General features: G+C 67.5%; 15 protein-coding genes. 11 read left to right on the plus strand and 4 right to left on the minus strand.

Annotated elements, in window-relative coordinates; all coding sequences use genetic code 11:
• The 7 genes from BIZ42_RS18960 to BIZ42_RS18990 all read left to right on the plus strand — a co-directional run bounded on the left by BIZ42_RS18960 (window position 1) and on the right by BIZ42_RS18990 (window position 6,943).
• Window positions 1-561, plus strand: coding sequence for a TetR/AcrR family transcriptional regulator (locus tag BIZ42_RS18960; protein WP_237393533.1), 561 nt, complete (start codon window positions 1-3; stop codon window positions 559-561).
• 85 nt (window positions 562-646) lie between these two features.
• Window positions 647-1,399, plus strand: coding sequence for a hypothetical protein (locus BIZ42_RS18965; protein WP_070427366.1), 753 nt, complete (start codon window positions 647-649; stop codon window positions 1,397-1,399).
• 109 nt (window positions 1,400-1,508) lie between these two features.
• Window positions 1,509-2,516: an alpha/beta hydrolase-fold protein gene (locus tag BIZ42_RS18970; protein WP_156785785.1), complete on the plus strand. Its 1,008-nt coding sequence runs from the start codon at window positions 1,509-1,511 to the stop codon at window positions 2,514-2,516.
• 121 nt (window positions 2,517-2,637) lie between these two features.
• The gene (locus BIZ42_RS18975) at window positions 2,638-4,020 is read left to right on the plus strand and encodes an ATP-binding protein (RefSeq protein WP_046272436.1); all 1,383 of its coding nucleotides are present in this window, start codon (window positions 2,638-2,640) and stop codon (window positions 4,018-4,020) included.
• A 69-nt stretch (window positions 4,021-4,089) separates the two neighbouring features.
• Entirely contained in the window at window positions 4,090-5,124 is a 1,035-nt protein-coding gene (locus tag BIZ42_RS18980) for an ABC transporter substrate-binding protein (RefSeq protein ID WP_070427367.1), read from the plus strand.
• An 11-nt stretch (window positions 5,125-5,135) separates the two neighbouring features.
• A complete protein-coding gene (locus BIZ42_RS18985; protein WP_070427368.1) occupies window positions 5,136-6,179 on the plus strand; it encodes an iron ABC transporter permease in 1,044 nt (347 codons plus the stop codon).
• Window positions 6,176-6,943, plus strand: coding sequence for a heme ABC transporter ATP-binding protein (locus BIZ42_RS18990; protein ID WP_046272435.1), 768 nt, complete (start codon window positions 6,176-6,178; stop codon window positions 6,941-6,943). The genes BIZ42_RS18985 and BIZ42_RS18990 overlap by 4 nt, the downstream gene beginning before the upstream one ends.
• An 80-nt stretch (window positions 6,944-7,023) precedes the next feature.
• On the opposite strand, the gene BIZ42_RS18995 is transcribed toward BIZ42_RS18990, so the two are convergent.
• Window positions 7,024-9,222, minus strand: coding sequence for a TonB-dependent siderophore receptor (locus BIZ42_RS18995; RefSeq protein ID WP_083279949.1), 2,199 nt, complete (start codon window positions 9,220-9,222; stop codon window positions 7,024-7,026).
• A gap of 568 nt (window positions 9,223-9,790) precedes the next feature.
• On the opposite strand from BIZ42_RS18995, the gene fusA reads away from it, so the two are divergent.
• Both fusA and BIZ42_RS19005 read left to right on the plus strand, forming a co-directional pair.
• On the plus strand, window positions 9,791-11,839 hold the full coding sequence (gene fusA, locus BIZ42_RS19000) for an elongation factor G (RefSeq protein WP_070427369.1): 2,049 nt from the start codon (window positions 9,791-9,793) through the stop codon (window positions 11,837-11,839).
• Between the two features lie 165 nt (window positions 11,840-12,004).
• The gene (locus tag BIZ42_RS19005) at window positions 12,005-12,931 is read left to right on the plus strand and encodes a M14 family metallocarboxypeptidase (RefSeq protein ID WP_070427370.1); all 927 of its coding nucleotides are present in this window, start codon (window positions 12,005-12,007) and stop codon (window positions 12,929-12,931) included.
• Between the two features lie 70 nt (window positions 12,932-13,001).
• Here BIZ42_RS19005 and BIZ42_RS19010 read toward each other — a convergent pair whose 3' ends face one another.
• Window positions 13,002-14,555 (minus strand): thioredoxin family protein, encoded by a 1,554-nt coding sequence (locus BIZ42_RS19010; RefSeq protein WP_070427371.1) that lies wholly within the window; start codon window positions 14,553-14,555, stop codon window positions 13,002-13,004.
• A gap of 343 nt (window positions 14,556-14,898) precedes the next feature.
• Here BIZ42_RS19010 and BIZ42_RS19015 point away from each other — a divergent pair, with 343 nt between their 5' ends.
• Together BIZ42_RS19015 and BIZ42_RS19020 are read left to right on the plus strand one after the other, a co-directional pair.
• The gene (locus BIZ42_RS19015) at window positions 14,899-17,892 is read left to right on the plus strand and encodes a TonB-dependent receptor (protein ID WP_070427372.1); all 2,994 of its coding nucleotides are present in this window, start codon (window positions 14,899-14,901) and stop codon (window positions 17,890-17,892) included.
• A gap of 131 nt (window positions 17,893-18,023) precedes the next feature.
• The gene (locus BIZ42_RS19020; protein WP_156785786.1) at window positions 18,024-18,719 is read left to right on the plus strand and encodes a hypothetical protein; all 696 of its coding nucleotides are present in this window, start codon (window positions 18,024-18,026) and stop codon (window positions 18,717-18,719) included.
• Window positions 18,720-18,725: 6 nt separating this feature from the next.
• Here BIZ42_RS19020 and BIZ42_RS19025 read toward each other — a convergent pair whose 3' ends face one another.
• Together BIZ42_RS19025 and BIZ42_RS19030 are read right to left on the minus strand one after the other, a co-directional pair.
• Complete coding sequence (locus BIZ42_RS19025; protein WP_070427374.1) at window positions 18,726-20,123, minus strand: sensor histidine kinase; 1,398 nt, start codon at window positions 20,121-20,123, stop codon at window positions 18,726-18,728.
• Window positions 20,116-20,790 (minus strand): response regulator, encoded by a 675-nt coding sequence (locus BIZ42_RS19030; RefSeq protein ID WP_070427375.1) that lies wholly within the window; start codon window positions 20,788-20,790, stop codon window positions 20,116-20,118. The genes BIZ42_RS19025 and BIZ42_RS19030 overlap by 8 nt, the downstream gene beginning before the upstream one ends.
• Between the last annotated feature and the right edge of the window lie 62 nt (window positions 20,791-20,852).

The following is a 20,852-nucleotide window of genomic DNA, read 5'->3' on the forward strand; positions in this document are numbered from 1 at the left end:
ATGACCCGCGACGATCGCCTGCGCCAGTTGCTGGAGGAAGCGTGGCGGCTGGTGCGCGAGGAAGGCACCGACGCGCTGACCCTGGGACGGCTGGCCGAGCAGGCCGGGGTGACCAAGCCGGTGGTGTATGACCATTTCGGTACGCGGGCCGGTCTGCTCGCGGCGCTGTACCAGGATTTCGATGCGCGCCAGGGCGTGGTGATGGAAGCGCGCTTTGCAGACAGCGGTCCGACGCTCGCCGAGAAGGCGCAGGTCATTGCCGATGCCTACGTCGCCTGCGTGATGAAGCAGGGGCGTGAGATTCCCGGCGTGATCGCGGCGTTGGCCGGTTCGCCCGAACTGGCACGGATCAAGCGCGAGTACGACGTCGTGTTTCTCGAGCAGTGCCGCGCGCTGCTGTCACCGTTCGCACCCTCGGGCGTGCTGGCCCAGGCGGGATTGTGGGGCATGCTGGGCGCGGCCGAAGGGCTCTCCTATGCCGCCACCACGGGCGATATCACCGCGCAGCAGGCCGTGCAGGAGCTGGCGGCGACGATCACCGCGATGGTGACGCGTAGCTGAGCGTTTTGCGCGGTGCAGGGCCATGGGCGTGCCAGTGAGCGATGGACGGACGCGTATGATGTCCCGCCCTCTTGGACTGGATCCCATGCGCGTTTTCCTGCCTGTGCTTGTACTTGCTGCCGCGATCGGCGCAGCGCTTCCCGCTGCTGCCACGACGATCTCGATGAACGAGCGTCTCAAGGCGGCGTCGCGTATCGAGGTGAACCAGGTGCCGCCGAGCGGTGCGTCATTGCTGGCCCATGTGCAGCAGTTCCGCAACGGCGACAGCCTGATCAGCCTGGGCGAAGGCGAGGGCACGCCGGTGGTGCTGACGCTGTGCAACGGCAAGGCGCATTTCAATCTGGAGGCGAACTGGCCAGGCGCGCCCGAGGCGAAGACGCAGGAAGAGAAGCAGATGCGTGCGTACGGGATGTACATGGCGGTGATGGGCGGCATGGCGATGGTGCAGGCGGCCGCGGGCGATGCGCTGGCACTGCCTGCCCCAGGACAGACCGCTACCGTGCAGCACGAAACGCCGTGGGCCTATGGCAAGGAGCACTACGCGGTGGCGGTGACCAGTGCGACCAGTGGCGAACTGCGGGTCAGGGCCACCAAGACCGGGACGACCGCCAAGGCGCCCTCCGGGGCGGATGACGTAATCAGTACCGATGACGACCAGGCCGCGCGGCTGGCCGAGCTGGAGCCGGTGGGTACCTGGCGGGAGCTGGTGATCGGCTCGGCGCCGATGGCAGCGTCGCTGCCGGACACTTTCCCGCTGAAGGGCTGGATGTCCGTCCCCAGCAAGGGCGGCGCGACCGTGGGTGCGGCACGCAAGGCGTCGGGCGATTGCGCGCGCTGAGCCCGTGCATGGCGAGCGCGATGGCAGGGCGCTCAGCGCAACGTCAGTGATACCCATTCTCATTTGAGTTACACTGGCGGGATAGCACTGTCTCTCGCTTCGGGTTGTCATGATCGTTTCTTCCTCCCTGATCTCTTCCGTATCGCCGTGGCTGCGCACGCTGGGCGTGGCCACCGCCATCGGCATGGCCGCGTTGTCGCCCGCGGCGGCGCAGCAGCGCAATCCCGAACAGAAGGTTGGCGAGACGGTGCTGGACCAGCCGGCGCAGAGCTATCGCTTTGAACATTTCGTGCTGGACAGCCCCGACAAGGCCCGCCGCTGGCGCGTGAACATCGGTGTCCCGGCCAAGGCGACCGCTGCGCCCGCCCCGGTGCTGTACATGCTGGATGGCAATGCCGCGGCGATGGTGCTGGACCAGGCCATGTTGGCCGACCTGGCCGCGCACGCCGCGCCGGTGCTGGTGTTCATCGGTTACGACAACGACCTGCGCATCGATTCGCCCGCCCGTACCCGCGATTACACCGCATGGATCGACACCGCCGACGATGAGAACGGCACGTCGCAGTCCAGCGGTGGCGGTGCATATGCGTTTCTGGATCTGATCGAACGCCGGATCAAGCCGGAAGTGCAGCGCCGCGCGAGCATCGATCTGCAGCGGCAGTCGCTGTGGGGCCACTCGCTCGGCGGTCTGTTCGTGGTCAGTACGCTGTATACCCGGCCGGCCGCCTTCCAGCATTACGTGTCGGCCAGCCCGTCACTGTGGTGGAGCCAGGGCGCACCGCTGGGCGACATGGAACGCCAGTTCATCGCCAACAACCAGAGCCAGCCGGCGCAGGTGACGGTGATGCTCGGCGGTGACGAGCGCACCGGCAACCGCGGTGTGCGCGACATGACCAATCCGCGCGTGGTCGCGCACCTGCGCCGCATCGGCGGCGCGACCCCGGATGCCGCGCAGCAGCTGGCGAGCCGGTTGGCGAAAGTGCCCGGCCTGACGGTGCAGTACCGCGAGTTCCCCGGCCTTGGCCATGGGCCGATGCTGCCGGCCTCGCTCAAGGCCACGCTGAGCCAGCTGTACGGCATCGCCGATCGCAGCGGCACGCCCGCGCCGGCGCCCTGATTTTTCGATACCCAGGCAGTTCCGTGGCCTTGTGCCACCGCCGCAACGGACCGCGGCCACGCCAAGGCAAGCACTGTGACAACGCGCCAACCGGCGCGCCCCCAACAGAAGGAGTCTGCTGATGTACACCCTGAAATCCCTCCCGCGTGTCGCCACCCTGGCCCTCGCGCTGTCCCTGGCCAGCCCGTCGCTGTTCGCCCAGCCTGTCTTCGATGCACCGGCCAACGGCTTCCGCGGCGAAGTGGTCAGCCGCGGCCAGAACGTGGTGCCGGGCAGCGATGCCGAGGTGATCGGCCGTCAGTTCGTGCCGGGCCAGCAGGTCACCCTGCTGCGTGGCGAGACGGTGCTCAATGCCACCCCGTACGTGGTCGATGCCGAGGGCAACTTCAAGGGCAAGGTTGCGATTCCCTCCGATGCCGTGCCCGGCCAGCAGCCGGTGATCGTGCGTGCCAGCCAGCCGTCCGCGGCGACGGTGTTGTCGCTGCGCGTTTCGCCGAACCTGCCGCTGAGCGGCCAGCAGAACTTCAACCAGACCTCGGCCAAGCTGGTCCAGGGGCTGTATCAGTCCGCGTACAGCGCGGCCAGCAACGCGGTGTTCGTCACTGCCGCCGTCGGTCGCCCGCCGGTGACCCAGTCGCAGCTGCTCAAGCTGGACCCGAAGAGCCTGAAGGTCACCGCCAGGATCACCCCGGCTGAAGTTCCGGGTGGCAAGGGCGGTGCGGTGTTCGCGGTGTATGGCGTGGGCGTGGATGATGCCAACGGCAACGTGTGGGTCACCAACACCCGCCAGGATACTGTGGCCGTGTATCGCCAGAAGGATCTGTCGCTGGTGCGCCAGTTCGATGTCGGCGCCGTACCGCATGCCCGCGACATCGTGGTCGATGGACGTCATGGCAAGGTGTTCGCTTCGGCCGCCGGCGAGGATCATCTCTCGGTGTTCGATGCCCGTACCCTGCAGCCGCTGGAGCCGATCACCCTGGCCTCGGGCGTGGACGACAAGAAGTTCGTCCCGATGAGCCTGGTGCTGGATGAAGCGTCCGGCAAGCTGTTCACCGTCAGCATCGGCACGCCCGAAGCGGCAGTGATCGACACCACCACCGGCAAGGTGGAGAAGGTGATCGATCTGGGCAACTCGATCAGCGCCTCCGGCGTTGCCTATGATGCCGCGGCGGGTCGCCTGTACGTGGCCTCGCAGGGCACCGACAACCTGTTGATCGTCGATGTCGCCAGCGGCAAGGTGCTGCACGACGTGCCGGTCGGCGCGGGTGCGCTGAACGTGGCGTTCGAGCCGGTCTCCAAGCTGGCCTACGTGACCAATCGCGGCGCCGGCACGGTGACGGTGGTCGATGGCAACGGCAAGGTGGTCGGCAACCTGGATGGCGGCACCTTCCCGAACCATGTGCGTGAGGATGGCAAGGGCAACGTGTTTGCCGTCAACAAGTCGCGTGATGCCCAGGACCCCAAGGGCGACCGCATCACCCGCATCAGCACCCGCGCGAACTGAGTTCAGCGCACTGCGTTGCTTTGACGGCGGGGCGGACAGCCCCGCCGTTCTGATTGAAGAGGAACCGCCATGAAGTCCAATGATGTCCGCCGCAGCCTGCTGGCCCTGTCCCTGGTCGCGGTGATCGCCGGTTGCTCGAAAGAGCCCGCCGCCCCTGCCACCGACACCGCTGCGACACCCGTCGCGCAGTCCGCCGAAGCACTGCCGGAGGGTTGGCAGCGCGTGGTGGGCGTGGACGTGCCGGACATCGAGGGCGCCACCCAGCAGTTGCCGGCGCAGGTCACCTCCGACGATGGCGTGGCCACGACGGTGACCGATACCTCGAAGATCATCGCCGGTGGGGATGACATCATCGCCGTGCTCGAAGCCCTTGGCCTGGATGATCAGGTGTACGCCGCGCCGCTGCGCTCGGCCACCGAGTCCGGCCGCAAGGCCCCCAAACAATTCCTGTTCAACCGCACCACCGGCGTGGAAGGCGTGTTGAGCCTGCAGGGCACCCTGTTCCTGGGCAACAGCCTGCGTCGCCATTCCGATCTGGCCGCCAAGCTGCGTGGCGCGGGCGAGGCGGCGGTGATCGTGGACGATCTGCAGCCGGCGGCCGACAAGGTGCGCAAGGTCGCCGCGGCGGTGGGCATGGCCGAGCAGGGTGAAGCGCTGGCCTCGAAGGTGCAGTCTCAGCTGGATGCGGCCAAGGCGAGTGGTGCCGCGCTGGCGTGGCATCCGCGCGTGATCCATGTTTCCGCGACCGGTGCCGGCGGGGCGCCGACGGTGGCCGGCTCGGACAGCGCCTCGGGCAAGCTGATCACGCTGGCCGGTGGCATCAACATCGGCGATGAAGCCGGCGTGGCCAACTATTCCGCATTGAGCAATGAAGGCGTGGTGGCGGCAGCGCCCGACGTGATCCTGGTGACCGAGAACGATCTGGCCCTGTTCGGTGGCCAGGCGGGTCTGTGGCGCGCGTATCCGACGCTGCGCCAGACGCCGGCCGGTGCGGCCAACCGCGTGTGGGTGATGCCGGATGTGGAACTGAAATCGGCCAGCGTCGCTTCCGGCAGTGGCGCGGTCGCGCTGGCGGCCGCCTTCGCCACGGTGCCGCGCCCGTGAGGGCGTAAGGCATGGTGGTGTCGAGTCCTGCGCGTCGCCGTGGCGCGACGGTGCTGATATGGGCCGCGGTCGGTCTGCTGATTGCGGTGATCGCATCCTTCGCGGTGGGTCCGTTGCGGCTCCCACCGATGGAGGTGCTGCAGGCGATCGGGGTGAAGCTGGGGCTGGTCGATCCGGCCAGCGTCAGCACCCGCGATCTGGCCGTGGTGTGGCAGCTGCGGATTCCGCGTGCCTTGCTGGGCGCGATGGTGGGCGCCGCACTGGCGATGGCCGGTGCGAGCCTGCAGGGCCTGTTCGGTAATCCGCTGGCCGACCCCGGCATTGTCGGCGTGACCCAGGGCGCCGCCCTGGGTGCGGTCTCGGCCATCGTGCTGGGTGCCGGTGCGTTCGGCGCGTGGACGTTGCCGCTGGCGGCGTTTGCCGGTGCCGGTGGCGCGATCACGCTGACCTACCTGCTGGCACGGCCGGGGCAGGGCAGCGGCACGGCGACCTTGCTGCTGGTCGGCATCGCGATCGCCGCGTTCTGCTCGGCCGTGATCGGCTTCCTGACCTATATCGCCAGCGAGAGCGAACTGCAGTCGCTGGTGTTCTGGCAGATGGGCTCGCTGGCCCAGGCCGACTGGATGGATGTGATCGCAGTGGCGCCGGTCTTCGTGCTCGGCACGATCGCCTTGTTGCGCCTAGCGACGCCACTGGACATGCTCGCCCTCGGTGAGCGCCAGGCCCAGCACCTGGGCCTGGATGTAAAACGCACCCGGCTCAAGCTGATTGCCTTCAGTGCATTGTTGGTGGGCGCTGCGGTCGCCTTCGCCGGCTCGATTGGTTTCGTGGGCCTGGTCGTGCCGCACGTGGTACGTCTGCTGGTCGGTCCGGGCCATCGCTGGCTGCTGCCGGTCTCGGCCGTGGCCGGTGCCCTGCTGATCGTGGTCGCCGATACCGCCGCGCGCACGCTGGATCCGCCGTCGGAGATTCCGCTGGGGCTGTTCTCGGCCGCGCTCGGCGCGCCGTTCTTCCTGTGGCTGGTGATGCGCCAGCGTCACCGGAGCGGTTCATGAGCGCGCTGTTGCAGCTGCGGTCGGTGCAGCTCAGCCGCGGTGCCCGGCGCATCCTGGATGACATCACGCTGGACTTCCTGCCCGGCTCGGTGACGGCACTGGTCGGTCCCAACGGTGCGGGCAAATCGACGCTGCTGGCGGTGGCCGCAGGTGATCTGGCGGCCGAGCAGGGTGAGGTGCTGCTGCAGGGGCAGCCGTTGGCCGCGTGGAAGGCCAAAGCGCTGGCCCGCGAGCGCGCGGTGATGCCGCAGGAGCATGCGGTCCGTTTTGCGTTCCGTGTGCACGAAGTGGTCGCGATGGGCCGCCTGCCGCATCCGCCGGATCCGGTGAAAGACGCAGCCTGCATCGCCGACGCGCTGGCGCGTGCGGACCTGCATGCATTGATCGAGCGGGAGGTAGAGCATCTGTCCGGTGGCGAGGCGGCGCGCACGACCTTCGCCCGCGTGCTGACCCAGGACACGCCGGTGCTGCTGCTGGACGAACCCACCGCCGCACTGGATCTGCGCCATCAGGAACGCACGCTGCGCGCGGTCCGTGAACTGGCCGATGCCGGCGCCTGCGTGATCGTGGTGCTGCATGATCTGAATCTGGCCGCCGCCTATGCCGACCGGATCGTGCTGCTGGAACAGGGCCGCGTGGCGGCCGATGGCACACCGACCGAGGTGCTGACCCGTGAGCATATCGAGCGGGTCTACCAGCAACCGGTGCTGGTGCTGCGTCACCCGCAGCGTGATGTCCCGCTGGTCGTGGTGACCGATCCCTAGCGCCGGGTATTTCTCCCGGCGCGTTGAAGGTATGACGGGTGCCGGCCAGCGGCCGGCACTACCGTTGTCGGGAGGGTCGGTTACCAGCCGAAGCGCGCGGTTGCCATCACGGTGCGGCCGCTGCCGTAGTAGCACGACGACACGCCGGTGCAGGTCGACACGAAACGCTTGTCGGACAGATTGCTGGCATTGAGTGCCAGCTGCACCTGGGTGCCACCGATCTGGCCCACGTCATAGCGGATCGCCGCATCGAACAGGGTGTAGGACGGAATCCGGTACAGGTTGGCGCTGTCGCCGTAGCTCACGCCGTTGTAGCGCGCGCCCGCCGCCAGGCTCAGGCCCTGCAGTGCACCGGCCTGGAAGGTGTAGTCCGCCCAGAACGAGGCACTGTAATCGGGCACCATCGCCAGTTCCTTGCCCTTGTAAGGCGCCGAGCGGGTCATCTCCGAGTCCATCCGCGAGGCGGCGCCGATCAGGCTGAAGCCCTCGATCGGGGTGATCCGGCCTTCCAGTTCGATGCCGCGCACCCGTCCTTCGTCGCCCTGGATTGAGCAGGTCGCCGTGCCCGTGGCGCCGCAGTTGCGATGCGACGCCACCGGATCGTCCACGATCATGTTCTGCTGGCGCAGGTCGTACAGCGACAGCGTCACCAGGCCGTCCACCGAGGCGGGCTGGTACTTCAACCCCGCCTCCCACTGCGAACCGGTCACCGGCTCGAACGCGGTCTGGGTGAAGCTGTCCAACGGCGACTTGGTCGAGGGCTGGAACGATTCGGCGTAGCTCACATACGGGGTCAGCCCGTTCTCGAATACGTACAGCACGCCCGCGCGACCGGTGAAGGCCTCGTTCTTGATCACATTGCGCCCGCCCGGCGTGGAGATGCCGGTGGCGATATTGCGGTTGGCGCTGCTGCTGTCGTCCTTGGTCCAGTCGTAGCGGCCGCCCAGGGTCATGCGCCAGTTGCCGAGCGCCAGCTGGTCCTGCAGATACACGCCGCTCTGCCGGTTGATGCCGGCGGTCGGGGTTTCCGTGGTCACTGTCGGCCGGTAGGTCGAATAGACCGGATTGAAGATGTCGATCGGGCGCGGGCTGCTCATGGCACTACGCACGCCCTCCCAGTCCGCACGTTGCCAGTCCCAACCGAGCAGTACGGTGTGATCCACCGCGCCGGTACTGAAACGGGCCTGCAGGCGGGTGTCGAAGGTGTCGCCATCGGAGTCGCCGGTGCCCATCACGCCGCGACGGTTCTGGGTGCGGCCATCGGCGTTGAGTGCGCCGAAGGTGACCACGCTGCGGAACAGCGAATCGACATGGGTGCGCCGCGCGCTCTGGGTCAGCGTGAGGTGGTCGTTGAACTGGTGCTCGAACATCCAGCCGGCGGTCCACAGGGTGCGGTCGAAGGTATTCCAGTCCGGCTCGCCAATGAAGGTGCTGTTCTTCATGTAGCCCGACGCCGTCGGGTTGAGCGTGCCGGCAGCCGGCAGGAACTGGTAGGTCGAGCCGCCATCGTCCTTCTGGTACATGCCCAGCAGGGTCAGGCGGGTACGTTCGGCAAGCTGCCAGGTGTAGCTGGGGGCGAGGAACCAGTGCTGCTGTTCGGTGCGCTTGATCTGGGTCTGGCCGTCGCGATACAGGCCGACCAGGCGGAACAGGTGATCCTCGCCCGCGGTGCCGGCACCGACGTCGAAGGCGGCGCTGTACTGGCCATTCGCATCCACGCCCAGGCGCAGCTGCTGCGCCTGGTCCGGCATCGGCGTCTTGCTGACCTGGTTGACCATGCCGCCGGGGGCCACCTGGCCATACATCACGGCGGACGGACCCTTGAGTACTTCCACGCGTTCCAGATTCCAGCTGTCGAACATGCTGCGGTTCCACTGGCTGCCCTGCGGCGCGCGCATCCCGTCCAGGGTGACGTTGTTGGACCAGCTGCCGGCATCGAAGCCGCGGATGCGGAAGTCGTCCACGCGGTTGTCGATGCCCGAGCTTTCCAGGCTGACGCCAGCGACGTAGCGCATCGCATCGTTGAGCGACTGCACGCCGCGGGCGTCGAGCTCGGCGCGCTCGATCACTGATACCGATTGCGGCGTTTCCGCCAGGGCGGTACTGGTCTTGGTCGCGCCGCTGGTGCTGTTGGCGGCGCGATAGGCGTTGACGCGTACGGCATCCAGATCGGTGGCGGTCTGGGCGTGCGCGGCGGGGACGAGGGCGGCGGCCACGCAGGCCAGGGCCAGCAGGTTGGGGCGCAACCGGCGCGGATTCAGGGGCAGAGAGCAGGACATGGGCAACAACTCGACAACGCGGAGGAAGGGGCGCGGGCGCCGGCTCGATGCCTCATCGGCAGTGCCGGCCTCGCGGGCGTCGCCGAAGCGACGCATAAGCCGCCATTTTAAGGATTTGCGCCGCATACGCAATTGCGACACATTCGCATGTTCGAATGGGCGGCAACCATTGCCGTCCTATCCATGGCAGGCATGTGGACCAAGTGGACTTCATTGTTGCGCCGATGCATCCAATGAGGGCTTGTGGCGGCCCATCAGAGGTCTACAATGCCGGCTACACCCCAGGTGACCCCATGACTTCGATGCCGCTTCTGACGTTTTTTACCCTGACCCGCGTTTACGCGGTACGGGCGCGTCTGCCAATCGGAGTGCGAGGCTGCTGACCGGAATACCGGCCACCCTGGACCCCAAGCAGAGCGCCCACCGGGCGCTCTTTTCGTTTCCACGTACCAGAACTGTTTGAAGGAGAACGTGCCATGCACCAGATCGCCGAGCCCCAAACCTGGCCGCACGCCCGTTAGCCAACGGCGGCGTGCGGCTCCTTGATGTTGGCAGCGAGACCCATTCCATGAACACCCATACCCCGCACCAGACCCTTTCCCTCCGGCGCAACCTCGGCATCATTGCCCACATCGACGCCGGCAAGACCACGCTCACCGAACGCCTGCTGTGGAAAACCGGCGAGATCCATCGCGTCGGCGAAGTCCACGACGGCGCGGCGACCACCGATTTTTCGGCGATCGAGCGCGACCGCGGCATCACCATCGGCGCAGCCGCCGTGCAGGCGCATTGGGCGCCACGCGATGAGCCGATCCATCACCTGACCCTGATCGACACCCCGGGCCATATCGATTTCGCGATCGAAGTGGAACGTTCCCTGCGCGTGCTCGACGGCGCGGTGGCGGTGTTCTCCGCCGTGGACGGCGTGCAGCCCCAGTCCGAATCGGTCTGGCGCCAGGCGCGTCGCCACGGGGTGCCGCTGATCGCCTTCGTCAACAAGATGGACCGCACCGGTGCCTCCTTCGAGCGCGTGCTCACGCAGCTGCGCGAGAAGCTGCGCGCCACCCCGTGGGCGCTGGGCGTACCGATCGGCACCGAAAGCCAGTTCAGCGGCTGGGTGGACCTGGTTGACCGCAGCACCGTGCAGTGGGACGACAAGGGCGGCGCCTTGCGTCACGCCTGGACGGCCGATGAGGCTGCCCAGTGGCTGCCGCAGCGCGAGGCCCTGATCGAAGCCGTGGCCGATGCCGATGACGTGCTGGCACAGGCCTGGCTGGAAGGCGAGGCGATCGACAACGCACAACTGCGCGCGGCGATCCGTCGCGGCGCGCTGGCGGGTGCGGGCGTGCCGGTACTGGCAGGCTCGGCGTTCAAGAGCAAGGGCGTGGAGACGCTGCTGGATGCGGTGGTCGACTATCTGCCTTCGCCAGTGGATCGGCCAGCGGTGGTCGCCACGGAGAACGGCACCGACGTGCGGCTGCCGCCCGACCCGGATGGCCCGCTCGCGGCGCTGCTGTTCAAGATCACGCACCAGAACCACGGTGCGCTGAGCTTCGTGCGGGTGTACTCGGGCACGCTGAAGGTGGGCGACGCACTGGCCAGCTCGCAGCACGTACACGGGCGACGCGTCAGCCGCCTGGTGCGGGTGCAGGCCGACCAGACCCACGACATCAAGCAGGCCGTGGCCGGTGACATCGTGGCGGTGCTGGGCTGGAAGGATGCGGTCAGCGGTGAAACGCTGAGTGCGCCCTCGCGCCCGCTGCTGCTCGATACGATCCAGGCGCAGCAGGCCGTGCTGGCGTGGCGGTTGACCGCGGAAAAGGCGTCCGACCTGATCCGCATCAGCCAAGGCCTGGCCAGCCTGGCGCAGGAGGATCCGTCGTTCCGCGTCGAGACCGATGCGGACAGCGGTGAAACCCTGATCTGGGGCATGGGCGAACTGCATCTGGAGGTCATGGTCGAGCGCCTGCGCACGGAGTGGGGCGTCAACATCCGCACCGGCGAGCCGCGCGTGGCCTACCAGGAAACGCCGAAGCGCGCCGTGCAGCGGGTGGAAGGCAAGGTCGCCAAGCAGACCGGTGGCCAGGGCCAGTTCGCCCAGGTGTTGATCGACCTCACCCCGCGCGAGGATGGCGAGGTGACCTTCGTCGATCGCACCGTGGGCGGCGCGATTCCGCGTGGCTTCGTCAATGCGGTGGAGAAGGGCGTGCGTGCCGCACTGGGCGAAGGTCCGCTGGGGCATCCGGTGGTCGGTGTCGAGGTGACGCTGGTGGACGGACAGACCCACGTCAAGGACTCCTCGGACATGGCCTTCCATCGCGCCGGCAGTGAAGCGGTGAAAGCGGCGCTGGCCCAGGCGGGCACGCAGCTGCTGGAACCGGTGATGGAGATCGCCATCCGTGCACCGTCGGGCAACGTCGGCGATGTGGTTGGCGACCTCAACCGCCGCAGTGGGCGGGTGGCCTCGATCGAGGACCAGGATGGGCAGGCCGAGGTGCTGGGTTATGCCCCGCTGGCGCGGCTTGGTGGCTATACCACGTCGCTGCGCTCGCTGACCCAGGGGCGCGCGTCCAGCGACATGCGCTTGAACGGGTATGAAGCGGCGCAGACGGCCTGACGGCCAAAGCGGAACGGAAAGGGAGCCGGGCAACCGGCTCCCTTTACCTGTCAGCGTTGGGAGTCCGCACAGCCGGATGCACACGGCCACAGATAGAATATCCAGTGCAGTGTCGCTGACGGCGTGAGCTGTCCGGCGACCGGATGACATCCTTGGAGTACCACCATGAGCAATACGCATTTCTATCCCATCGGCACGCCGGGCCAGCCCTGGGGTGACGCCGAACGCGCCCGGTGGCGCGCAGCCCAGCAGCGCCAGCGCAGCTACCACGACGATGTCGTGGCCGCGCTCGAGCGCCTGGGCGAGCGTTTCGATGTGGTGCAGTACGGGCAGCTGGACTACGCGCCGGATCATTACCCGCTGTTTGCGGTGGTCAGCCATGAGTGGGATCCGGCACTGCCGACCGCGCTGGTGACCGGTGGCGTGCACGGCTACGAAACCAGCGGCGTGCATGGCGCGCTGCAGTTCCTGGATCAGAACGCCGAGGCGTATGCAGGCCGTATCAATCTGATCGTGGCGCCCTGCGTCAGCCCGTGGGGCTATGAGCGCATCCAGCGCTGGAATCCCGATGCGATCGATCCCAACCGCAGCTTCCGTGGTGATGGCCAGATCGAAGAAGCGGCGTCGCTGATGCGCTGGATGGCCGCGCGTGGCGATGACCTGCTGGTGCACCTGGACCTGCACGAAACGACCGACAGCGACCTGCATGAGTTCGATCCGGCGCGCTGCGCCCGCGATGGCATCGCCCTGGTGCCGGACATCATTCCCGATGGCTTCTACGTGATCGGCAACAGCGAAGATCCCCAGCCGGCGTTCCAGCAGGCGTTGATCGCCGCAGTGGAGAAGATCACGCACATCGCCCCGGCCGATGCCAATGGCGAGCTGATCGGCATGCCGCTGCAGTCGCCGGGCGTGGTCTGGGGCGAATCGCGTTCGATCGGCGCCTGCGCTGGCTTCACCGACGCGCTGTACGCCACCACCACCGAGGTCTACCCGGACAGCCCGCGGACGTCGCCGCAGGAATGCAACGATGCGCAGGTCGCGGCGGTATGCGCCGGCCTGGACTTTGCGCTGGCGCATCCGCGCCGCTGATGCTCTCGTTGGAGGTCGCCGCCCAACGACGGGCGGCGCCTTGCTCCTCACGAAGGGTTGACCTGCCGGGTCAGCTTTTCAGCCACCGCTCGCAGCCTGCGCTGCTGTCGGTCGAGCTGGCGGCCTTCGCGCAGGTTTCGGTCATCCGTGCCTGCAGCCGGGCCAGGCTTTCCGCGCCGTGATGGTCGCGGCCCCACGCCTGCAACGCACTGCCCAACCGTTCAAACCGCTGGCGGGTGCGCTGGTGGTAGCCGGCTGGCTGGGCAGCCAGATCGGCGATGACCTCGGTGGCGGCCGTCTCGATCGCCGGCGCATCGTCCGGGCTCAAGCGCAGCAGCCCCTCAACGTAGAGAACGCCCCACTGTACGCGCGTGGCCGGTCCCTGCGCACCCTGGTAGGCCTTGTGCAGCCAGGAGATGGCAGAGGCCTTGTCGCCACGCTCTTCAGCCAGTTCGGCCAGTTCGGGCATGTAGTAATAGGGTGTCTGGCTGCGGTCCAGCTCGGCCAGCAGGAGCTTCTCGGCCGCGGCATCGTCCTTGATCTGGCGGAGTACATAGACGGCGGTACTGATCGTGGCCTGGCGTTCGTGTGGTGTGGTCGCGGCGGCATCGGCGGCCGCGACACGCTGCTGCGCCTTGGCCTTCAGTGCCGCTGGAATGTCCTGGTCGGGATGCTGCTGGCGCTGCAGGGCAAGCTCGGTGATGACGGTGCCGAGCCGCGCATCGGCTTTGTTGCCGAGGGCATGATCGGCGGCATCCAGCGCGCCCAGCAGCTGTGTTCCCAGTTGCTGGGCCTGGTCCGGGGTGGCACTGGCGCCGGCCACCAGGGCAGGGCCCTGATAGCCCAGCAGGTCCCGATTGGCCCGCACTTCCGCAGGGGAGGCGAGAACGGCATCCAGCAGGGCGCGGGTGCTGTCGCGCTGCGCGGCGGTCGGCGCGTTGGCCGGCTTGCCTGCACCGAGCGCCAGCAACGCGAACCGCCGCTGCAGCGCCGGTTCGGGCGCAGCAGTGGCCAGTTGCTGCAGCAGTGACGCTGCATCGCGCTCGCCCGCCAGGCGATTGGCATCCACTTCCCAGCCGTAATCGCCGAGCACGCGCCAGTCCTCCGCGCTGACATCCTGTGGTGCCGTCAAGGCATGCTGCAGCACCTCGCTCACGGCGGTGCGACGGCTGGCAGCCAGGGTGAGGGCGCGGGTCAGGGCTTCACTGTCGTTGCCACCGGCCAGGCGGGTGAGCTCGTTGCGCTGCGGGTCAAGCACGATCAGGGTCGGATAGCCGCGCACGCCGAAGCGCTCGCCCCAGGCCTGTGCGCCTTCCTCGTCCCCATCCAGATAGACGGGCACGTACTGACGGGTCAGCGCGATGAAGGCCGGATCCTTGAACAGCGTGGCCTTGAGCTGGTTGCAGGGCGGGCACCACACCGCGCCCCAGTACAGCAGCACGGGCTTGCCGCTGTCGCGCGCCTCGGCGAACGCGTCGTCGACGTCGCCATGGCGCCAGGCGATCTCCGCAGGTGCCGGTGCGGTAGCCGCGGGCGCCGCAGCGTCAGCGGGAGAGGGGGCCGGCGTGCAGGCCGGCAGCAGGGCAACCACGCCCAGCAGACCAAGGGACAGAGCAAGGCGCATCAGGACATCCAGACAGTTGGAGAGGGCAGCAGACAGGCTCGATTGTAGGAAGCCGCGCGGCCGCGGGTGAGCTGACACTGATGCAGATTGCTCATGACGGCAGACCCAGCAGTGATGAGTCACGCGCCGCACACCTGCGCCCGCTACGCGTAACCACGCAGAACCTGCCTGAGCGGTGACCCGTGTCATGGTTTCGTCGTTGTCGATATCGCCATCGGCAAACACCACATAACGCCTGCGCATTTCTGCATTGGGGCGCGAGCGGGGTTAATGAATGTGCGATGTCCGTTCCGCCCCGAGGCGGTCACAGACATGGCTTCCCCCACTACCCGTACGACCTTCGATGACGACAGCTCGTTCTTCCCTGCGCCCGCGATTGCTGGCGTTGGCGGTGTTGCTAGCCACCGCCTCCCCGACCCTGCATGCACAGTCCACCACCGGTGCGATCGCCGGCCAGGCGCCGCCATCGGCGCAGCGTATTTTCGTTCGCAGCGATACCGGCCTCACCCGCGAAGTGACCGTCGACGCGCGCGGTCGCTATACCATCAGCCAGCTTCCGCTCGGCCGGTATTTGGTCGAGGCGCGCGACGCCGACGGCAAGGTGCTGCAGACCCGCCAGGACGTCGCACTGACGGTTGGTACCAGTACCGAAGTATCGTTCGGCGATGTCACCCGCCTGGATGGCATCCAGGTCAGCGCGGACCGTGCCGCCGCCGCGATCGATGTGAGCAGCGTGGATTCGCGTACGGTCATCACCGCAGAGCAACTGCAGCGGCTGCCGCTGGGCCGTTCGGCCGAGGCCATCGCCCAGCTCGCACCCGGCGTGATCGGCAACAGCGGCAACGGCACCTACGCTGGCCCAACCGGCGCCCAGCTGGTCAGCTTTGGCGGTTCATCCGCAGCGGAGAACGCCTACTACATCAACGGCTTCAACAGCACCGATCCGCTGCGCGGTCTGGGCGGGCTGACCTTGCCGTACGGAAGCATCGACCAGCAGGAGATCTACACCGGTGGCTACAGCGCCAAGTACGGCCGCTCCGATGGTGGCGTGATCAATGCGGTCGGCAAGCGGGGAACGAATCAGTGGCACTTTGGCGGCCAGGCCACCTGGGAGCCGGCATCCACGCGTGCTGACAAGGACGATGTGCGTTATCCCGGCGATGGCGCGCTGTATGCGCCGGAGAGCAAGGACCGCGAATGGGTCAGCACGCAGAGCATCTATGCCGGCGGCCCGTTGATCGAAGACCGGCTGTTCTTCTTCGGCTCCTACGAGCTGGAGCGCCGTGAAGGCACGGATGTCAAGAACGTGGAGGCGACGAATTCCTATTCCCGCTACGAGTACGAGCGCCCCCGCTGGTACGCCAAGGTGGATTGGAACATCACCGACAATCACCTGCTGGAGCTGACCGGCGCCTCCAGCCGCAATGTATACCGTGGCGACATCTTCGCCTATGACTACGACACGCTCACCCGTGGCGCCCAGCGTGGCACGGACGACACCACCAAGACCGGTGGCGACCTGTGGACGGCCAAGTACACCGGCTATCTGACCGACCGGCTCACCGTCAGCGCGCAATACGGCGAAATGCGCACGGATGACTACATCGGCAACCCGGCCTACGACGGCAGCCTGACCTACCTCAACAGCCCCAACCTGCAGAATCCGGCGCTGACCGGTGGCACGCCGATCACCAACGCGCAGACCACGTCGCTGCTGGTCAATCCGGATCGCGGCAACCGCAGCAACAACCTGCGCCTGGATGCGAACTACGTGTGGGGCGACCACAGCATCACACTCGGCATCGACAACCAGAACGCCCGCGCGTTGAACCGCGGCTCGGTCGCCTCGGCCGATGGCTACTACTGGATCTACGGGCAGTCCAACCCGAACGTGCCGATCAATACCGGCCTGGGCGTGCCGGCGACAGGTGGCATCCGCAATGGCGAGGACGGCTATTACGTACGCCAGTATGTCTACAGCGCGCTGGCTTCGGTACGGGCGTCGCAGCGGGCGCAGTACATTGAAGACAACTGGCAGGTCACCGACCGGCTGCTGCTCAATCTTGGCCTGCGCCTGGACCAGTTCACGAATTTCAACCGCGATGGCGACGCGTACATCAAGCAGACCAGTGGGCAGTGGGCGCCACGCCTGGGCTTCAGCTGGGATGTCGACGGTGACGGCCGCTTCAAGGTGTTCGGCAACGTGGGGCGCTATTACCTGGCGCTGCCGCTGAACCCGGCGTTCAACGCCGCTGGCGCGACGCTGGCCACCTCGACGTACTACACCTACGGCGGCATCGACAGCAACGGCTATCCGACAGACCTCACCCGGTTCTCCGATCCTGTTTCGGCCAACAACAACTATGGCCTGCTGCCGGATGCGAAGACCGTGGCCACCTCCGGCATCGAGCCGTCCTACCAGGATGAGTTCATCCTCGGCTTCAGCAAGGCGCTCGGCCAGGACTGGGTGTACGGGGCCAAAGCGACCTACCGCGTGCTGCGCAGCGGCGTGGACGACTACTGCGATATCGATGCGGTGCTCGGCAAGGCCAGCAGCCTGGGCTACAACGTAACCAAGGACAGCAACCCGGTCAGCTGCTGGCTGATCAATCCCGGCCGCGCCAACACCTTCAACCTGGTCGATACCGGCGGCAATTACGTGACGGTTCCGCTGAGCAACGCGGAAATGGGCTTCCCGCAGTTCAAGCGCAACTACTACGCGGTGAACCTCTCGCTGGAACATCCGTTCGATGGCCGCTGGTATGCCCGCGGCGACTACACCTGGTCACGCAGCTACGGGACCACTGAAGGCCAGTTGCTCTCGGGGATCGGCCAGACGGCGGTGTCCACCACGCAGGCGTGGGACTACGCCCAGCTGATGGAGCACACCAACGGGCCACAGAGCAACGACCATACCCACCAGTTCAAGCTGCACGGCTATTACCAGCTCACCCCGGAATGGTTGGTGTCGGCCAACCTGAAGGTACTCTCGGGTTCGCCGTTCAGTGCGCTGGGCTCGTACGGGCCGGACTTCGAAGACCCATCCGGCTACGGCATCGCGTATCACTTCTACAACGGCCAGCCGGCGCCTCCCGGGAGCCAGGGGCGCCTACCGTGGCTGAAGCAGCTTGACCTGGGGGTGTCCTACCGCCCGGCAGTGGCCGATGGTCGGCTGGGCTTCAACCTGGACGTGTTCAATGTGTTCAACAGCCAGGTGGCGCTGTGGAAATCGCCGTACGCCGAGCTGGATCCGGGACAGCCGGATCCGCTGTATGGCGCGGCAACCGTGCGTCAGGCGCCCCGTTCGCTGCGGGTCAGCGTGAGTTACGACTACTGAGGGAAAGGGCCAGGCGGGTGGGGGAGGGAGCCCCTGCCCGCCGGCAGCCGCACCAACGCGAGCGCCCCAGGGCGTGGCACGTCGTTCACGGATCACGAGGCAGTCTGGGGCCATTGCCAGAGGAGCCTCTCATGCAGACGCAGATCCGAAACAGGGCAGGGTGGATGGCGGCGGGTTTGACGGCGCTGCTGTGTGCCTGCTCGCCGCAGGGCGAGGGCGGTGCCGCACCCGTGGCGCTGCCGAGCGGCGCCGATCCGGGCGCGGCGAAGGCCGCTGATCCAGTGCCCGCCGCGGCAGCGGACGAGCGGCCGTTACCTGTCTATGAAGAAGCGAAGCCGGGCATTGCGGTGGGTCCGGTGGCAGGGGTGCGGGTTGCGCTCGATTTCCAGCGTGACTACCTGGCCTCGCCCAGTTGGAAGCTGTTTGCACCGCCGGACAGCAAGGGGACGCCGCTGGTGGCGCTGGTGCTGGAGGGATCGGATCGGGTCACGGCAGGCGAGCTGCGGATCGGCCGCAGTGGTGAGGCAAAGCAGGTCACGTCCTGCCTGGAACCGCCGGCCGAAGCAACGGGCCCTGCGGCATCGGCCTCGGTCGATATCGGCGGCGTGCCGTTCACCCACTTCACGGCTGGTGATGCCGCCATGAGCCATTACGTCAGCGCCGAGAGCTACCGCGCAGTCCACAACGGTGCCTGCTATGCGATCGATCTGGTCGTCGCCGGCACGCGCCCGGAGGTGTATGACCCGCCGCGCACGCCACCCTTCAGCCAGCAGGAAGCGGCATCCCGCTTGGCCGCGGCGCTCAAGGCCGTGTACTGGACGCAGTAACGTCGTTCACCCAGGACGCGACGGAAAGGCGAGCGTGACCTGGGCGCCTCCCAGCGTCGAGTGGCCGATGCCCAGCGTGGCCCGATGCCGTTCGGCGATCTCGGCCACGATGGCCAGGCCCAGGCCACACCCATCGCCGCTGGCATCGCCCCGCCAGAACCGTTCGGTGACCTGGCTGCGCAAAGACGGATCGATGCCGGGACCATCGTCGTTGACGCTCAGGCGCGTCTGGCCCCGTGTGGTTTCCACGCTGACCGTGATCATCCCTTCCAGTGCGCCGTAGCGCAGCGCGTTGTCGACCAGGTTGCTGATCGTCTCGCGCAGCAGCTGAGGCTCGCCCATCACCATGACGCCGGCATCGGGGCCCTCGTAGCCAAGGTCGACACCGGCGACCACGGCGCGGTCCATCAGCCGTTCCAGTTCATCGCGGGCGAGCACGGCAAGGTCCACCGGGCGCATCGCCAGCATCGCGCCGGCGCTGTCTTCGGAGCGGCTCAGGATCAGCAACTGATGGGTGAGATGGCGCAGTCGGGTCAGCCCACGCAACAGGCCGGCCAGCGCATCGCGCTGTGCTGCGCGATCCTGCTCACGCAGCGCGCTTTCCAGCTCGATCTGGAGGCCGGCCAGCGGCGTGCGCAGCTGATGCGCTGCGTTGCTGATGAAGCGCTGCTGTGCGTCCTGCATCGCCGAGAGCCGGTTCACCAGCTGGTTGAAGGCATCCACCGCCGGCCACAGCTCGCGCGGCGCGGCCTCCCGTGGATCCAGTGGCGCCAGCGCATCCAGCGGCGCGCTGGCCAGCCGTCGCGCGGCACCGTTGGTGTGCCGCGCCGCTGCGCCCGTGCCCGACCACGCCAGCCATGCCGCCAGCAGCAGGATCGTGCCCTGCAGCGGGATGCTCGCCAACAGCAGGCGATGCTCCAGGCGCAGCCGCTTGGTGCGGGTCTCGGCCACGCGGATCAGGATCGGGGCGCCAGCGCCGGGGGGTGTCATCGCGACCTGCACAACGCGCACGTCCTGCCCATCGATCACGGCATCGTAGTAAGTGCGGGCCGGGCTGTCGTCGGCGCCTTCGGCCTGCAGCGCCGTGCCGCCAGGCAGGACGGCTGCACCATACAGGCGCGTGCCGTCGGCACGGGTTACCTCGCCGTAGATCCGGTCCACGGTGTCCCAGGTGAACATGCGCGAGACGGCGGGGGAGATCTCCATGTGGACGGTGTCGCCGCGGACCTCGGTCAGCTGCGCCAGCGACATGGCCGAGTCCAGCAACCAGCGGTCGTAAACCTGCTCGGCGTAGTGCCTGGCCAATACGAACGAGCCCACGGCACTGGCCAGCAGCAGCACCAGCAGCGGCAGCCACAGGCGCCGCAGCAGCACGCCACGCAGGCTATAGGGCGCCTCAGTCATCGCAGGCTTCCAGCCGATAGCCCAGGCCACGCAGCATGCGGATGCCAACCTTGGCGCCGGCTGCCTGCAGCTTGCGGCGCAACCGGCTGACGTGGACCTCGATTACCGACAGGCTGGCGTCGTGATCCCAGCTGTAGACCGCATCGAACAGGCGCTGCTTGGCCACGATCCGGCCCGGCTGCTGCAGCAGGATTTCCATGAGCGCGAGTTCACGTGCGGTGAGTTCCAACGGCTCATCGCCAACGCGCAGTTCGCGGGTCCCGGTGTCCAAGCGCAGCGCGCCGAGCTGACGCAGGGCGGGGGCGGTGGACTGGCGGCGCGCAAGCGCGCGCAGACGGGCTTCAAGTTCCCCGAGCGCGAATGGCTTGGCCAGGTAATCATCGCCGCCGCTGTCCAGGCCGCGGATGCGGTCCTCCACGCCGTCGCGTGCGGTGAGAATCAGCACCGGCACGCTGAAGCCGTCCTGCCGCAGCCGCGCCAGGAGCTCCAGGCCATCGATGTCCGGCAGTGACAGGTCCAGCACGACCAGGTCGTAGCTGACGCTGGCCAGCGCCGACGGCGCGGCCAGGCCGCGCGCGAGAGGGTCGCAGGCGTGACCGGCGCGGGTCAGGGCGCGCACCAGGCCATCGGCCAGTGCGGCGTCGTCTTCAATCAGCAGAATGCGCATTGCAAGGTTGACGCAAGGTTCGGGAAAGTTTGACGAAAGCGCTGCACCTTACCGTGTCGGCA

It is taken from the genome of Stenotrophomonas sp. LM091 (assembly GCF_001806305.1).
Lineage (GTDB): Bacteria > Pseudomonadota > Gammaproteobacteria > Xanthomonadales > Xanthomonadaceae > Stenotrophomonas > Stenotrophomonas bentonitica_A.

Coding starts and splice junctions, on each gene's coding strand:
- BIZ42_RS18960 (WP_237393533.1), top strand. CDS start 1: ATGACCCGCGACGATCGCCTGCGCCAGTTGCTGGAGGAAGCGTGGCGG.
- BIZ42_RS18965 (WP_070427366.1), top strand. CDS start 647: ATGCGCGTTTTCCTGCCTGTGCTTGTACTTGCTGCCGCGATCGGCGCA.
- BIZ42_RS18970 (WP_156785785.1), top strand. CDS start 1,509: ATGATCGTTTCTTCCTCCCTGATCTCTTCCGTATCGCCGTGGCTGCGC.
- BIZ42_RS18975 (WP_046272436.1), top strand. CDS start 2,638: ATGTACACCCTGAAATCCCTCCCGCGTGTCGCCACCCTGGCCCTCGCG.
- BIZ42_RS18980 (WP_070427367.1), top strand. CDS start 4,090: ATGAAGTCCAATGATGTCCGCCGCAGCCTGCTGGCCCTGTCCCTGGTC.
- BIZ42_RS18985 (WP_070427368.1), top strand. CDS start 5,136: ATGGTGGTGTCGAGTCCTGCGCGTCGCCGTGGCGCGACGGTGCTGATA.
- BIZ42_RS18990 (WP_046272435.1), top strand. CDS start 6,176: ATGAGCGCGCTGTTGCAGCTGCGGTCGGTGCAGCTCAGCCGCGGTGCC.
- BIZ42_RS18995 (WP_083279949.1), bottom strand. CDS start 9,222: ATGTCCTGCTCTCTGCCCCTGAATCCGCGCCGGTTGCGCCCCAACCTG.
- fusA (WP_070427369.1), top strand. CDS start 9,791: ATGAACACCCATACCCCGCACCAGACCCTTTCCCTCCGGCGCAACCTC.
- BIZ42_RS19005 (WP_070427370.1), top strand. CDS start 12,005: ATGAGCAATACGCATTTCTATCCCATCGGCACGCCGGGCCAGCCCTGG.
- BIZ42_RS19010 (WP_070427371.1), bottom strand. CDS start 14,555: ATGCGCCTTGCTCTGTCCCTTGGTCTGCTGGGCGTGGTTGCCCTGCTG.
- BIZ42_RS19015 (WP_070427372.1), top strand. CDS start 14,899: ATGACGACAGCTCGTTCTTCCCTGCGCCCGCGATTGCTGGCGTTGGCG.
- BIZ42_RS19020 (WP_156785786.1), top strand. CDS start 18,024: ATGCAGACGCAGATCCGAAACAGGGCAGGGTGGATGGCGGCGGGTTTG.
- BIZ42_RS19025 (WP_070427374.1), bottom strand. CDS start 20,123: ATGACTGAGGCGCCCTATAGCCTGCGTGGCGTGCTGCTGCGGCGCCTG.
- BIZ42_RS19030 (WP_070427375.1), bottom strand. CDS start 20,790: ATGCGCATTCTGCTGATTGAAGACGACGCCGCACTGGCCGATGGCCTG.